The 15,091-nt window shown below is 49.8% G+C and carries 16 protein-coding genes and 1 pseudogene; 11 read left to right on the forward strand and 6 right to left on the reverse strand.

All coding sequences use genetic code 11. The annotated features are described in order from the left end of the window. Positions 1-18: 18 nt before the first annotated feature. From lipB to lipA, 3 genes and pseudogenes are all read left to right on the forward strand, one after another. The gene (gene lipB, locus HBM92_RS17315; RefSeq protein WP_000284027.1) at positions 19-660 is read left to right on the forward strand and encodes a lipoyl(octanoyl) transferase LipB; all 642 of its coding nucleotides are present in this window, start codon (positions 19-21) and stop codon (positions 658-660) included. A gap of 258 nt (positions 661-918) precedes the next feature. After that, positions 919-1,239: pseudogene (locus HBM92_RS17320) on the forward strand (LysR family transcriptional regulator); the annotation flags it as partial. A gap of 240 nt (positions 1,240-1,479) precedes the next feature. Next, positions 1,480-2,445 carry a lipoyl synthase gene (gene lipA / locus HBM92_RS17325; RefSeq protein WP_000042632.1) on the forward strand — a complete coding sequence of 322 codons (966 nt, stop codon included), beginning with the start codon at positions 1,480-1,482 and terminating at the stop codon, positions 2,443-2,445. A 99-nt stretch (positions 2,446-2,544) separates the two neighbouring features. On the opposite strand, the gene tatE is transcribed toward lipA, so the two are convergent. After that, a complete protein-coding gene (gene tatE, locus HBM92_RS17330) occupies positions 2,545-2,748 on the reverse strand; it encodes a twin-arginine translocase subunit TatE (RefSeq protein ID WP_000503931.1) in 204 nt (67 codons plus the stop codon). 128 nt (positions 2,749-2,876) lie between these two features. Continuing rightward, complete coding sequence (locus HBM92_RS17335; RefSeq protein ID WP_001304807.1) at positions 2,877-3,665, reverse strand: deaminated glutathione amidase; 789 nt, start codon at positions 3,663-3,665, stop codon at positions 2,877-2,879. Between the two features lie 92 nt (positions 3,666-3,757). Between HBM92_RS17335 and crcB the strand changes: the two genes are divergently transcribed. Next, positions 3,758-4,141, forward strand: a complete 384-nt coding sequence (crcB, locus tag HBM92_RS17340; protein WP_000939738.1) for a fluoride efflux transporter CrcB — start codon at positions 3,758-3,760, stop codon at positions 4,139-4,141. Between the two features lie 53 nt (positions 4,142-4,194). On the opposite strand, the gene cspE is transcribed toward crcB, so the two are convergent. Beyond that, entirely contained in the window at positions 4,195-4,404 is a 210-nt protein-coding gene (gene cspE / locus HBM92_RS17345) for a transcription antiterminator/RNA stability regulator CspE (protein ID WP_000034825.1), read from the reverse strand. A 174-nt stretch (positions 4,405-4,578) separates the two neighbouring features. Next, positions 4,579-5,139, reverse strand: a complete 561-nt coding sequence (pagP, locus tag HBM92_RS17350; protein ID WP_001103088.1) for a lipid IV(A) palmitoyltransferase PagP — start codon at positions 5,137-5,139, stop codon at positions 4,579-4,581. Positions 5,140-5,725: 586 nt separating this feature from the next. On the opposite strand from pagP, the gene dcuC reads away from it, so the two are divergent. Continuing rightward, positions 5,726-7,111, forward strand: a complete 1,386-nt coding sequence (dcuC, locus tag HBM92_RS17355) for an anaerobic C4-dicarboxylate transporter DcuC (RefSeq protein ID WP_000955057.1) — start codon at positions 5,726-5,728, stop codon at positions 7,109-7,111. Between the two features lie 40 nt (positions 7,112-7,151). Here dcuC and dpiA read toward each other — a convergent pair whose 3' ends face one another. Next, positions 7,152-7,832, reverse strand: a complete 681-nt coding sequence (gene dpiA / locus HBM92_RS17360) for a two-component response regulator DpiA (RefSeq protein ID WP_000126500.1) — start codon at positions 7,830-7,832, stop codon at positions 7,152-7,154. Then, positions 7,801-9,459 (reverse strand): sensor histidine kinase DpiB, encoded by a 1,659-nt coding sequence (dpiB, locus tag HBM92_RS17365; RefSeq protein ID WP_001304809.1) that lies wholly within the window; start codon positions 9,457-9,459, stop codon positions 7,801-7,803. The genes dpiA and dpiB overlap by 32 nt, the downstream gene beginning before the upstream one ends. Positions 9,460-9,838: 379 nt before the next feature. On the opposite strand from dpiB, the gene citC reads away from it, so the two are divergent. From citC to citG, 6 genes are read left to right on the forward strand one after another with little or no spacing between them, the layout of a single operon-like run. Beyond that, positions 9,839-10,897, forward strand: coding sequence for a [citrate (pro-3S)-lyase] ligase (gene citC / locus HBM92_RS17370; protein ID WP_000467705.1), 1,059 nt, complete (start codon positions 9,839-9,841; stop codon positions 10,895-10,897). Positions 10,898-10,911: 14 nt separating this feature from the next. Beyond that, positions 10,912-11,208, forward strand: coding sequence for a citrate lyase acyl carrier protein (gene citD / locus HBM92_RS17375; protein ID WP_000700706.1), 297 nt, complete (start codon positions 10,912-10,914; stop codon positions 11,206-11,208). Next, positions 11,205-12,113, forward strand: a complete 909-nt coding sequence (citE, locus tag HBM92_RS17380) for a citrate (pro-3S)-lyase subunit beta (RefSeq protein WP_000622357.1) — start codon at positions 11,205-11,207, stop codon at positions 12,111-12,113. The genes citD and citE overlap by 4 nt, the downstream gene beginning before the upstream one ends. A gap of 10 nt (positions 12,114-12,123) precedes the next feature. Continuing rightward, entirely contained in the window at positions 12,124-13,656 is a 1,533-nt protein-coding gene (citF, locus tag HBM92_RS17385; RefSeq protein ID WP_000192238.1) for a citrate lyase subunit alpha, read from the forward strand. A 3-nt stretch (positions 13,657-13,659) separates the two neighbouring features. Further along, positions 13,660-14,211, forward strand: coding sequence for a citrate lyase holo-[acyl-carrier protein] synthase (citX, locus tag HBM92_RS17390; protein ID WP_000550407.1), 552 nt, complete (start codon positions 13,660-13,662; stop codon positions 14,209-14,211). Beyond that, the gene (gene citG, locus HBM92_RS17395) at positions 14,186-15,064 is read left to right on the forward strand and encodes a triphosphoribosyl-dephospho-CoA synthase CitG (RefSeq protein ID WP_000062478.1); all 879 of its coding nucleotides are present in this window, start codon (positions 14,186-14,188) and stop codon (positions 15,062-15,064) included. The genes citX and citG overlap by 26 nt, the downstream gene beginning before the upstream one ends. Positions 15,065-15,091 lie beyond the last annotated feature (27 nt).

Raw genomic sequence — 15,091 nt, forward strand, 5'->3', positions numbered from 1 at the left:
CTCCACGGAGATGCCGTTTTGTATCAGGATAAAATTCTTGTCCGCCAGCTCGGTCTTCAGCCTTACGAGCCAATCTCCCAGGCTATGCATGAATTCACCGATACCCGCGATGATAGTACCCTTGATGAAATCTGGCTGGTCGAGCACTATCCGGTATTCACCCAAGGGCAGGCAGGAAAGGCGGAGCATATTTTAATGCCGGGTGATATTCCGGTGATCCAGAGCGATCGCGGTGGGCAGGTGACTTATCACGGGCCGGGGCAACAGGTGATGTATGTGTTGCTTAACCTGAAACGCCGTAAACTCGGTGTGCGTGAACTGGTGACCTTGCTTGAGCAAACAGTGGTGAATACCCTGGCTGAACTGGGTATAGAAGCGCATCCTCGGGCTGACGCGCCTGGTGTCTATGTCGGGGAAAAGAAAATTTGCTCACTGGGTTTACGTATTCGACGCGGTTGTTCATTCCACGGTCTGGCATTAAACGTCAATATGGATCTTTCACCATTTTTACGTATTAATCCTTGTGGGTATGCAGGAATGGAAATGGCTAAAATATCACAATGGAAACCCGAAGCGACGACTAATAATATTGCACCACGTTTACTGGAAAATATTTTAGCGCTACTAAACAATCCTGACTTCGAATATATTACCGCTTAATTCCATACATCAATGGCCCAATTTACACTGGGTCATTACTCATAATACCTGCTAATGCTTTACATCTCCTTCGCGTTTGTATATTTTCTTTATCACTTGCAGAAATGCGATGCTACGCCTTGCTCCGTAGCTCACCCAATTGGTTAACTCATTGAAATAATTACCATGGTGAGCAAAAGCGTTCCGTCCCAATTAGACATAAGATTATTGTGATTTTTATAAATATTATTTTTCCATGAATAAAATTTGAGTAAGTGCGTGGATAGTAATAATCAAATTGAACCCTGTTTAAGTAGAAAATCGTCAGAAGGTAAACCACAAATATTTACAACCTTACGAAATATTGATCTTACTCTTCTGACTATTTTGAAGTTGCATATGTCCATAAAGGAATCGTTAATGCAGCGAAAGTGCTTAATCTGCCCCCCCTCGGTCGGAGCCCTGGTCCTTCCTGTCATCTATCGGGCGATTAAAACTCACTATCCACAGCTTTTACTGCGCAACCCGCCCATCAGCGGCGCGGAAAACCAACTCAGTCAGTTTCAAACCGATCTCATCACCGATAACATGTTTTGCACAGGACCATAGATGTTATCCGTAATGCATTTTGAAAAAGTATTGTTACAGCCAGATCACAGCGCAGAACGATAAAATGGCACAATCCAACAACAATTTTACATTTTCGCGACCGCTTTGGCTGCTTTCAGGTCCGTTTCAATGATATACTGCCAGTCGTTAATTCAAAAATAGTTGATAATTACAACAATCTATTGAATTGAAACGCTTTCCTTCGTAATTCGCAACTGGAACACGCACGCTATGAGTAAACCCATTGTGATGGAACGCGGTGTTAAATACCGCGATGCCGATAAGATGGCCCTTATCCCGGTTAAAAACGTGGCAACAGAGCGCGAAGCCCTGCTGCGCAAGCCGGAATGGATGAAAATCAAGCTTCCAGCGGACTCTACACGTATCCAGGGCATCAAAGCCGCAATGCGCAAAAATGGCCTGCATTCTGTCTGCGAGGAAGCCTCCTGCCCTAACCTGGCGGAATGCTTTAACCACGGCACAGCAACGTTTATGATCCTCGGCGCTATTTGTACCCGCCGTTGCCCGTTCTGTGACGTTGCCCACGGTCGCCCGGTAGCTCCTGATGCCAATGAACCAGTGAAACTGGCGCAGACCATTGCCGATATGGCGCTGCGTTATGTGGTTATCACCTCCGTTGACCGTGATGACCTGCGCGATGGCGGTGCCCAGCACTTTGCGGATTGCATTACTGCCATTCGGGAAAAAAGCCCGCAAATCAAAATTGAAACTCTGGTGCCGGATTTCCGCGGTCGTATGGATCGTGCTCTGGATATTCTGACTGCAACGCCACCAGATGTGTTCAACCATAACCTGGAAAACGTACCGCGTATTTACCGTCAGGTACGGCCTGGTGCAGATTACAACTGGTCGCTTAAGCTGCTGGAACGCTTTAAAGAAGCGCATCCGGAAATACCGACCAAGTCTGGTCTGATGGTGGGACTGGGTGAAACCAATGAAGAAATTATTGAGGTAATGCGCGACCTGCGCCGTCATGGTGTGACGATGCTAACGCTGGGGCAATATTTGCAGCCAAGCCGCCATCACCTGCCGGTTCAACGTTACGTTAGCCCGGATGAGTTCGACGAAATGAAAGCCGAAGCGCTGGCGATGGGCTTTACCCATGCTGCATGCGGTCCGTTTGTCCGCTCTTCTTACCACGCCGATTTGCAGGCGAAAGGGATGGAAGTTAAGTAATCCTGTAATAATTACTTACATCTGTCTGATAAAAAACCCGCTTTTTGAAGCGGGTTTTTGTATCGAACAAGATATTGAGGGAGCGTCCTGCTCGCCACGTCACTCTTTATGAGAGAGCTTTTCAGCCTGAAGATCAACGTCTGCGCCTTTTTTCGCCGCAGCATCGTCATCATTCATCGCCTTCTTGAACCCTTTAATGGCCGCTCCAAGGTCTCCGCCCAGCGTACGTAACTTCTTAGTCCCAAACAGCAGAACGACCAGCGCCGCAACTACCAGCAGTTTGGTAATACTAATCTCACCCATAGATACCTTCTTGACATATAACCGGCAACAGAACGCGCCTTAAAAACCAGAGAATATTAACGGTCATTCGACGCGCGCACACAATAGCAATCTGTAACAAGGTGAATCAAGCGCCGAGTAAAAAAACATCATAATAATTGCGGCGGCGCAAAGCGACGGTTGTTTAAGACGGGCAGTTGCGCGCGTACCTGACGCACACGTTCGGGCGTCACTTCCGCCATAATGAGTGCAGGCATTTCTGACGCTGCCGCAATGGTGACGCCAAAGGGATCTATAATCCGGCTTTGCCCGATATTTTTATTCCCGCACTCCCCCGCCGCCACCATATAACAGGTGGTATCCAGCGCACGAGCGGCAAGCAACGTTGACCAGTGATGCTCTTTGAGCGGCCCACGAACCCAGGCGGCAGGAAGTACCAGGATTTCAGCTCCCTGTAATGCCTGTGCCAGCGCCAGCTCTGGAAAGCGTAAGTCATAACAGGTCATCAGACCGACCTTCATCCCTTCCACCTCCAGTAACGGAGCTATTTCATTACCAGCATCAACATGGCGTGATTCCTGAATGGCAAATGCATCATAGAGATGCAGTTTGGCATAACGGGCGACGATGTTTCCTGCCTGTAGCGCCACCAGCATATTCCACGCGCGCCCCGGTGTTGAAGGAACATGAATCGTCAGAATTGTCGTCATCATGTTACGTTTACTTTCTCGCCGTAAACGGTCGAGGAATTCGCCTTCCAGCAGCTGTGCTGATTTAACCGAAAGATCCGCATCATGATCATCACGCGCCAGTAATGCTTCCGGCAGGACAAACAGCGAAACCTCGTTTTCCGCCGCCTGCGCCATCAACGAGGCACAAATCTCAGCGTTCTTTTCCCACACAGATGTAACAGCAAACTGTCCTGCGGCAACCAGCATTGCCACCTCCTGTCAGAGTCGTAAAATTCGCCAACGGCGATTATTCGGCGTTACACTTATCACTCATACAAATCAAATAGCAGGATTTTGCAGTGTTACAACTTCTTTTAGCAGTTTTTATTGGCGGTGGTACGGGAAGCGTGGCGAGATGGCTGTTAAGTATGCGATTTAACCCGCTGCATCAGGCGATTCCGTTGGGGACGCTGGCAGCAAACCTGATTGGGGCATTCATCATAGGAATGGGATTCGCCTGGTTCAGCAGGATGACGAACATTGATCCAGTGTGGAAAGTATTAATCACCACCGGATTTTGTGGCGGTCTAACAACCTTCTCAACATTTTCGGCAGAAGTGGTGTTTTTGTTACAAGAGGGCCGCTTTGGCTGGGCGTTACTGAACGTTTTCGTCAATCTTTTGGGGTCTTTTGCTATGACCGCACTGGCTTTCTGGCTGTTTTCGGCCTCAACCGCACACTAAAAACCAAAAAAAACCCGCTGATTAAGCGGGTTTTGAATTCTTGCTGACGTATCTTACAGAGCGATTACGTTTGCAGCAGAAGGGCCTTTGGCACCGTTAGTGATTTCGAACTCTACGCGCTGACCTTCAGCAAGAGTTTTAAAACCATTAGTCTGGATTGCAGAGAAGTGTACGAACACGTCTTTGCTGCCGTCTTCCGGAGTAATGAAACCGAATCCTTTGGACTCATTAAACCACTTAACGTTACCTTTAATCTTAGACATCAAAATTACCTTTACATGAAAAATAGACACAAATGCTGTGTCGGTTACCAGTACACCAATTGTGGTACGCTTTGTCCAGTGCAACTTTACTAAAAAGTGATAAAAGTCGCGTTATTTTTGATGTTAATTATTTTACTGGTTGATTTTAAAGGATTTACTAAAACTTCATTTGTCTCAAAACTGAAAGCGCATCCAGGCAAAGTACACATTGCCATTGTTGTAGGTACCCGGAATGTAGGTCATCTGAAACGTCGCGGGGCCATACCCCACAGAGGCCAATGGCAGTAGAACCGGAAGAGGGATGTAATTCCAGTTATCGCGCGCCGTTACGCCAGCGGTAAATCCCAGGCCTAAATGAAAATTTTCATCCGCCAGCGGTCGCCAGGTACTTTCCCATCCGTATCCGGCAATCGGTTCCCATTTGTTCCACGAGTCCTTAAATGCCATGGCATACAGGCCATGCCAGTTTCCTTTTTCATCCCAACGCGACTGACCAAAACCGCCGCCCCACGGTCGCTCGTTATAGCGATCGGTTTTTTCTTTGTCGTAAGCAAAACGTGCATGCCAGGTGATGGCAGGAATATATAAATCATAATGTTCTGGCTGTTGCCAGGTTTGTGCAATATTTTCTCTAAACGTTGTCATCCACTCATCAGCGTTAGCAAAAACTTTACCAACACTGATTAACTGAATAAAAACAAAGAAAAATATAGCGACATATTTACTCACGTTCATTTGTGACCATTAAACATTTATCAAAAATCTACTACTAACATAGCAAAGCTACAATTAACATAACCTCAATAGCCCCAACATGAAGAATAATATGAATAGCTGCCCTATTTATTTCCGCTAGTTCAAGATAAATATTTCCGCGCATCGATTAAAGACGACGCATCGTTTTCTGCGATGGGAATAGTCATAAAAGAAAAACCAAGTCGTTTCTGATAACAAAATACAACCGATAAAAATTACTTTATTTTTTAATAAGATATAAAAAATATCTTAACGAAAAATATATTATGTATCGTCAACTCATGCTCATGGAAGATTATTTTTTGAGCACACAACCGCAGCTAACACCTTACAATTAACAAATTTGCATCAATCCACCATCAATTTACACACATTATTATGTGATATTTGCCAACCGCTAAATATGCGTTTTGTTATCTACGTATAAAAACAGCAACTTCAATGTCTTAATGGCAGTTTTTCTTGATTTTAATCAGCATTCACCGCCAATTTATTGGGCATATTTTTTCCTTAACTTTTAGGAATTTTTTATTATTTACTTTGGGGCCTGGAGACAGGAAAAATTATGCTGACATTCATTGAACTCCTTATTGGGGTTGTGGTTATTGTGGGTGTAGCTCGCTACATCATTAAAGGGTATTCTGCCACTGGCGTGTTATTTGTCGGTGGCCTGTTATTGCTGATTATCAGTGCCATTATGGGGCACAAAGTGTTACCGTCCAGCCAGGCTTCAACAGGCTACAGCGCCACGGATATCGTTGAATACGTTAAAATATTGCTAATGAGCCGCGGCGGCGACCTCGGCATGATGATTATGATGCTGTGTGGCTTTGCCGCTTACATGACCCATATCGGCGCGAATGATATGGTGGTCAAGCTGGCGTCAAAACCATTGCAGTATATTAACTCCCCTTACCTTCTGATGATTGCCGCCTATTTTGTTGCCTGTCTGATGTCACTGGCCGTCTCTTCCGCAACCGGTCTGGGTGTTTTGCTGATGGCAACCCTGTTTCCGGTGATGGTAAACGTTGGTATCAGTCGTGGCGCAGCTGCTGCCATTTGTGCCTCCCCGGCGGCGATTATTCTCGCACCGACTTCAGGGGATGTGGTGCTGGCGGCGCAGGCTTCCGAAATGTCGCTGATTGACTTCGCCTTCAAAACAACGCTGCCTATCTCAATTGCTGCAATTATCGGCATGGCGATCGCCCACTTCTTCTGGCAACGTTATCTGGATAAAAAAGAGCACATCTCTCATGAAATGTTAGATGTCAGTGAAATCACCACCACTGCCCCTGCGTTTTATGCCATTTTGCCGTTCACGCCGATCATCGGAGTACTGATTTTTGACGGCAAATGGGGTCCGCAATTACACATCATCACTATTCTGGTGATTTGTATGCTAATTGCCTCCATTCTGGAGTTCATCCGCAGCTTTAATACCCAGAAAGTTTTCTCTGGTCTGGAAGTGGCTTATCGCGGTATGGCAGATGCATTTGCTAACGTGGTGATGCTGCTGGTTGCCGCTGGGGTATTCGCTCAGGGGCTTAGCACCATCGGCTTTATTCAAAGTCTGATTTCTATCGCTACCTCGTTTGGTTCGGCGAGTATCATCCTGATGCTGGTATTGGTGATCCTGACAATGCTGGCGGCAGTCACGACCGGTTCAGGCAATGCGCCGTTTTATGCGTTTGTTGAGATGATCCCGAAACTGGCGCACTCCTCCGGCATTAACCCGGCGTATTTGACTATCCCGATGCTGCAGGCGTCAAACCTGGGTCGTACCCTATCACCCGTTTCTGGCGTAGTCGTTGCGGTTGCCGGGATGGCGAAGATCTCGCCGTTTGAAGTCGTAAAACGCACCTCGGTGCCGGTGCTTGTTGGTTTGGTGATTGTTATCGTTGCTACAGAGCTGATGGTGCCAGGAACGGCAGCAGCGGTCACAGGCAAGTAAATAGTAATGCCGGAGGCAAGTTTCCTCCGGCTTTATCATGTCACCCACTGTGGTATATGCGTTGCGGTCTGCCAACTTTGCCGTGAACAATTTCAGCAATAATCAGATGGCGGCTGGCGCAATATTCAAGATAACGCCTGGCAGTGGTGCGGCTGATGGTCAGTGCCTGCGCCACCGTTTCTGCCGTATGTTGCACACCAGGCTCTTTGAACAGTTTTCGCACCGCGTTTAGCGTCAAGGGGTCAATGCCGGTCGGCAGTTCGTCTTTGGGTTCACCGCGAGCATAGGCATTAAACATCTCATCAATTTGCTTCTGGCTGGCGCTATCAATACTTTCCAGCATATGTTTACGCTGGCGGAAACGGGTTAGCGTTTGCCCCAACCGTTCATAGGCAATGGGCTTAATGAGATAATCAAATACACCACAACGTACGGCTTCAGACACCGTTTCCATATCGCTGGCTGCAGTGGTAAACACCACGTCGCCGGGATAATGCGCCTGCACCAGTTCATGCAGTAAATTAATCCCTCTACCGTCAGGAAGATAGTTATCGAGCAAGATTAGCCCCGGCTTAAAACGCTCGATCATCATTCGGGCCTGCGCCAGGTTTCCCGCCAGTAATATCTGACTGAATCCGGGAATGTGACGAATATATTCCGCATGCATCTCTGCCAGCGGCGTTTCGTCCTCAACGATCAATAGGGTTAATGGAGCTGTCATTAGGTTTCACTTTCGGAATATAGATTGAAAATAAGGTACCGCAGGGATCATTATCTTCGAGAGTGATAACACCACCGCAGCGCGTTACGTAGCTGGCAATCAAGTACAACCCAATGCCATGTTCACCGGGCTCGTCAGCACGCGTACTGACACCCTGCTCAAATATTTTGTCTCGTAGAGACTCTGGAACGCCGCAGCCCTGATCGGCGACTTCAATCACCACATCATCGCCTTCATCGCTGAGGAATAATTCAACGCTCTTGTTTCCTTCATCGCTACGCAGGCTTGCTTCGAAGGCGTTATCAAGTAAATTGCCAACAATGGCTGCAAACTCGGTGCTGTCCAGTCCTGGCGGCAGTTGCGAAAGCTGGCTACCGGGGACGATGACCATTTTTAGCCCCAGTTCGCGGGCGCGCTGCACTTTACCAAAAAGCAGCCCCGCCACCTGGCGATCGGCAAACGCCTCACGCAGGCTGTCAATAAGCTGTTGCTGGGCCTGAGACTCCCCCTGCACCATCGCCAGCACGCGATCATACTCTTTCATCTGCAACAGACCATTGAGCGTCGACATCCAATTGAGATGCTCGTGTCGCAATGTACGAAGGCTCTCGACGTATTGTTTAATTTGCGTCAGTTGCGCATTGAGGGTGGAAATTTCGTCTTTACTACGAAAGCTAATAATGGCCCCCAGTAAATCATCGCCAGAACGAATAGCTTCCCGGTTGGCAATAACGCTCAGACCGTTAAAGTTCGCCACCACATCCTGACGTTTTTCATCAATCTGTTCGGTAAAGAAATCGGCGGGCCTGACCACTTCAGCAATGGGTTTACCCAACCATTGCCGTCCGGGGGAACTCAGCCCCAGCATCTTTCTTGCGTTACGATTGATGGCGGTAATGTACCCGTGCGGATCCACCGCAATCAGCCCTTCATAAACCGAACTAAACAGCGCCTCTTGCTGACGGACTACGCGAGCGATTTGCTTTGGCTCCATGCCCATCATCTGCCGACGGATATGCGCGGCCAGGAACCACGACAGCAACATCAAAATCCCTAACAGCACGACAAACACGCCTGCCATCGGTAATAAAAACTCAGCCCGCCAGCTATCGATTTTACTCACCAGATAGCCAATCGACACCACGCCGATGACTTTTCCATCGTCATCAAAGATTGGCGTTTTGGCACGCATCGCCATGCCAATTGACCCTTTCCCGGTGATGAAGTAGCTCTCCCCTTTCTCCAGCGCGCCCGGTTTGGTGAACTGCATAGGATAACCAATTTTCTCCGGATTAGGATGGTAAAGACGAATCGAGTGCCGATCGCCAATCACCACATAATCGAAATCAGTATCTCTTTGTAATTTGTCAGCGATGGTCGCCAGCCTCTTGTAGTCACGCGTTTTCACTGCACTGATGATACTGTCATTAGAAGCAATAATTTTTGCCTGATTCATTGCCATGTCGCGCACATGAAGCGTTAAATAGTCCTCAAAACTGGCTGTAAAATATTGCGCCAGGGCTGCAATGACAAATATTGAGAACACCAGAATCAGCAAAAAGATACGCAGCGGAAATGCCAGTCTTTGGAAAAATGCAAACTGTTTATTCTCTTTAAGCTGCAACATTGTTTTCCTTGCGGGTTGTCCCGAGCCTCTTTGACGGATGTAATTAAAATGTTGAATCAAAATACATAGATATTAAATATGATCGTGGCAAATTTTATTCATTAAATCAATTAAATCACTTAAACCTGCGGGTTATTTCGTAATTACATTAGTTAAAAAACTTAAAACCATTAAATAAATAAAAAACCACTAACTCTATGTGAAATAAATCAAAATTTCACGCCGAAATACTCCTTAGGATGTATAGCGAAAGGAGAAAAAGATATACCTCGATCGCCCCCCTTTCTCCCAAGTGAAAATAAAAGGTTATCAATTTGCAACATTGAACAACATTCGTTGCAAATCGATAACAACATGCACCTTCAGGATACTATTTATTATGTTCGGCAATGATATTTTCACCCGCGTAAAACGTTCAGAAAATAAAAAAATGGCGGAAATCGCCCAATTCCTGCATGAAAATGATTTGAGCGTTGACACCACAGTCGAAGTATTTATTACCGTAACCCGCGATGAAAAGCTTATCGCGTGCGGTGGAATTGCCGGAAATATTATTAAATGCGTTGCTATCAGTGAATCCGTTCGCGGTGAAGGACTGGCGCTGACATTAGCCACTGAACTGATAAACCTCGCCTATGAGCGGCATAGCACGCATCTGTTTATTTATACCAAAACCGAATACGAGGCGCTGTTCCGCCAGTGCGGTTTTTCCACGCTGACCAGCGTACCCGGCGTGATGGTGCTGATGGAAAACAGCGCCACGCGACTGAAACGCTATGCCGAATCGCTGAAAAAATTTCGTCATCCAGGGAACAAGATTGGCTGCATTGTGATGAACGCCAATCCCTTTACGAATGGTCACCGTTATCTGATTCAACAGGCTGCGGCACAGTGCGACTGGTTGCATCTGTTTTTAGTCAAAGAAGATTCTTCACGCTTCCCCTATGAAGACCGGCTGGATCTGGTGTTAAAAGGCACCGCCGATATTCCACGCCTGACTGTGCATCGCGGCTCCGAATACATCATCTCCCGCGCTACGTTCCCTTGCTACTTCATTAAAGAACAGAGCGTCATTAACCATTGTTACACCGAAATTGATCTGAAGATTTTCCGTCAGTACCTCGCTCCCGCGCTGGGTGTAACTCACCGCTTTGTCGGTACTGAACCCTTTTGTCGCGTTACTGCCCAGTACAACCAGGATATGCGCTACTGGCTGGAAACACCGACTATCTCCGCACCGCCCATCGAACTGGTTGAAATTGAGCGGCTGCGTTACCAGGAGATGCCGATATCCGCTTCCCGGGTACGTCAACTGCTGGCAAAAAACGATCTCACGGCTATCGCGCCGCTGGTCCCTGCAGTCACGCTGCATTATTTGCAGAACCTGCTTGAGCACTCCCGCCAGGACGCGGCAGCTCGTCAAAAGACCCCCGCATGAGAAACAGGTGAAAAATGAAAATAAACCAGCCCGCCGTTGCAGGCACCCTTGAGTCTGGGGATGTGATGATACGCATCGCCCCACTCGATACGCAGGATATCGACCTGCAAATCAACAGCAGCGTTGAGAAACAGTTTGGCGATGCAATTCGCACCACCATTCTGGAAGTTCTCGCCCGCTACAACGTGCGCGGCGTACAGCTGAATGTCGATGACAAAGGCGCACTGGACTGCATTTTACGTGCACGACTGGAAGCCCTGCTGGCACGCGCCAGCGGTATCCCGGCTCTGCCATGGGAGGATTGCCAATGATTTCCGCTTCGCTGCAACAACGTAAAACTCGCACCCGCCGCAGTATGTTGTTTGTGCCTGGTGCTAATGCCGCGATGGTCAGCAACTCCTTCATCTACCCGGCTGATGCCCTGATGTTTGACCTCGAAGACTCCGTTGCATTGCGTGAAAAAGACACCGCCCGCCGCATGGTTTACCACGCGCTGCAACATCCGCTTTATCGCGATATTGAAACCATTGTGCGTGTAAACGCGCTGGATTCCGAATGGGGTGTTAACGACCTGGAAGCCGTCGTTCGCGGTGGTGCGGACGTTGTGCGTCTGCCGAAAACCGATACCGCTCAGGATGTTCTGGATATCGAAAAAGAGATCCTGCGTATCGAAAAAGCCTGTGGTCGTGAACCCGGCAGTACCGGCCTGCTGGCGGCGATTGAATCTCCGCTGGGCATTACCCGCGCGGTAGAAATCGCTCACGCTTCCGAGCGTTTGATCGGTATCGCCCTCGGTGCAGAAGACTATGTGCGCAACCTGCGTACAGAACGCTCCCCGGAAGGAACTGAACTGCTGTTCGCTCGCTGCTCCATTTTGCAGGCCGCGCGTTCTGCGGGTATTCAGGCGTTCGATACCGTCTATTCCGACGCTAACAACGAAGCCGGATTCCTGCAAGAAGCCGCCCACATCAAACAGCTGGGCTTTGACGGCAAATCGCTGATCAACCCGCGTCAGATTGATCTGCTGCACAACCTCTACGCACCGACCCAGAAAGAAGTGGATCACGCCCGCCGCGTCGTAGAAGCCGCTGAAGCCGCCGCTCGCGAAGGCCTCGGCGTGGTTTCCCTGAACGGCAAGATGGTGGACGGTCCGGTTATCGATCGCGCCCGTCTGGTGCTCTCCCGCGCAGAACTTTCCGGCATCCGCGAAGAATAAGGCAATCAAAATGACGCAGAAAATTGAACAATCTCAACGACAAGAACGGGTAGCGGCCTGGAATCGTCGCGCTGAATGCGATCTTGCCGCTTTCCAGAACTCGCCAAAGCAAACCTACCAGGCTGAAAAAGCGCGCGATCGCAAACTGTGCGCCAACCTGGAAGAAGCGATTCGTCGCTCTGGTTTACAGGACGGCATGACGGTTTCCTTCCATCACGCTTTCCGTGGCGGTGACCTGACCGTCAATATGGTGATGGACGTCATCGCGAAGATGGGCTTTAAAAACCTGACTCTGGCCTCCAGCTCCCTGAGTGATTGCCATGCGCCACTGGTAGAACACATTCGCCAGGGCGTGGTTACCCGCATTTATACCTCTGGCCTGCGCGGTCCACTGGCGGAAGAAATCTCCCGTGGTCTGCTGGCGGAACCGGTGCAAATCCACTCTCACGGCGGACGTGTGCATCTGGTACAGAGCGGCGAACTGAATATCGATGTGGCTTTCCTCGGCGTCCCGTCCTGTGATGAATTCGGTAATGCCAACGGCTACTCCGGTAAAGCCTGCTGCGGCTCCCTCGGCTATGCAATGGTTGATGCCGACAACGCAAAACAGGTCGTGATGCTTACCGAAGAACTGCTGCCTTATCCGCATAATCCGGCAAGCATTGAGCAAGATCAGGTTGATCTGATCGTCAAAGTTGATCGCGTTGGCGATGCTGCAAAAATCGGCGCTGGTGCTACCCGTATGACCACTAACCCGCGCGAACTGCTTATTGCCCGTAGCGCTGCGGATGTGATTGTTAACTCTGGCTACTTCAAAGAAGGTTTCTCCATGCAGACCGGCACCGGCGGCGCTTCGCTGGCGGTAACCCGTTTCCTGGAAGACAAAATGCGTAGCCGCGATATTCGCGCCGACTTCGCCCTCGGCGGTATTACCGCAACGATGGTTGATCTGCACGAAAAAGGTTTGATCCGCAAACTGCTGGATGTGCAGAGCTTTGACAGCCATGCTGCGCAATCGCTGGCCCGTAACCCCAATCACATCGAAATCAGCGCCAACCAGTACGCTAACTGGGGGTCGAAAGGCGCAGCGGTTGATCGTCTCGACGTGGTGGTACTGAGCGCGCTGGAAATTGACACCCAGTTCAACGTTAACGTGCTGACCGGCTCTGACGGCGTACTGCGTGGTGCTTCCGGTGGTCACTGCGATACCGCGATTGCTTCTGCGCTTTCCATCATCGTCGCGCCGCTGGTACGCGGTCGTATTCCGACGCTGGTGGATAACGTGCTGACCTGCATCACCCCGGGCTCCAGTGTCGATATTCTGGTCACAGACCACGGCATCGCTGTTAACCCGGCACGTCCGGAGCTGGCAGAACGTCTGCAGGAAGCGGGGATCAAAGTGGTTTCTATTGAGTGGCTGCGTGAACGTGCGCGTCTGCTGACCGGTGAACCACAGCCGATTGAATTCACCGACCGCGTCGTTGCCGTTGTGCGTTACCGCGATGGCTCGGTGATCGATGTTGTGCATCAGGTGAAGGAATAAGCCATGCACCTGCTTCCTGAACTCGCCAGCCACCATGCGGTGTCAATTCCCGAGCTGCTCGTCAGCCGGGATGAAAGGCAAGCACGGCAACACGCCTGGCTCAAGCGCCATCCTGTTCCACTGGTCTCCTTTACCGTGGTTGCGCCTGGGCCGATTAAAGACAGCGAGGTCACACGCCGAATTTTTAATCATGGCGTGACAGCCTTGCGTGCCTTAGCCGCAAAACAGGGCTGGCAAATTCAGGAGCAGGCTGCACTGGTTTCCGCCAGCGGGCCGGAGGGCATGTTGAGCATTGCCGCCCCGGCTCGCGACCTCAAGCTCGCCACCATTGAGCTTGAACATAGTCATCCTCTCGGGCGGTTATGGGATATCGATGTCCTGACGCCCGAAGGCGACATTCTCTCCCGCCGCGATTATTCACTGCCGCCTCGCCGCTGCCTGTTGTGCGAGCAAAGCGCAGCTGTTTGCGCGCGTGGAAAAACCCATCAACTGACCGATTTACTCAACCGCATGGAGGCGCTGCTGAACGATGTCGATGCCTGCAACGTCAACTAAAACCACAAAGCTTGCGACGTCATTAATCGATGAGTACGCCCTGCTGGGCTGGCGCGCCATGCTGACTGAAGTCAACCTGTCACCGAAACCAGGCCTCGTGGATCGCATTAACTGCGGTGCGCACAAAGATATGGCGCTGGAAGATTTCCACCGCAGCGCGCTGGCGATTCAGGGCTGGTTACCCCGTTTCATTGAATTTGGTGCCTGTAGTGCAGAAATGGCACCGGAAGCGGTACTCAACGGATTACGCCCAATTGGTATGGCTTGCGAAGGTGATATGTTCCGCGCCACTGCGGGCGTAAACACGCATAAAGGCAGCATTTTTTCTTTAGGGCTACTGTGTGCGGCAATTGGCCGTTTGCTTCAACTCAACCAGTCGGTAACGCCAATAACAATTTGTGCGACGGCGGCAAGTTTCTGCCGTGGCCTGACCGATCGCGAACTGCGTACCAATAATTCACAACTGACGGCAGGTCAACGGTTGTACCAGCAGCTTGGCCTTACCGGCGCACGCGGTGAAGCCGAAGCGGGTTATCCACTGGTGATCAACCACGCCTTGCCGCATTACCTCACTCTGCTGGATCAGGGGTTAGATCCTGAGCTGGCATTGCTCGATACCTTGCTCCTACTGATGGCTACCAACGGCGATACCAACGTTGCATCGCGCGGTGGCGAGGGGGGCCTGCGCTGGCTACAGCGCGAGGCGCAAACATTATTAAACAATGGGGGCATCCGAACCCCCGCCGATCTCGATTATCTCCGGCAGTTCGACAGGGAGTGTATCGAACGAAATATCAGTCCAGGCGGCAGTGCCGACCTGCTGATTCTTACCTGGTTTTTAGCACAGATTTAATTATTTAAGCACTTGATAAATTTGGAA

Origin of the sequence: Escherichia sp. E.sYA108, from assembly GCF_011754335.1 — a bacterium.
Taxonomy (GTDB): domain Bacteria; phylum Pseudomonadota; class Gammaproteobacteria; order Enterobacterales; family Enterobacteriaceae; genus Escherichia; species Escherichia coli.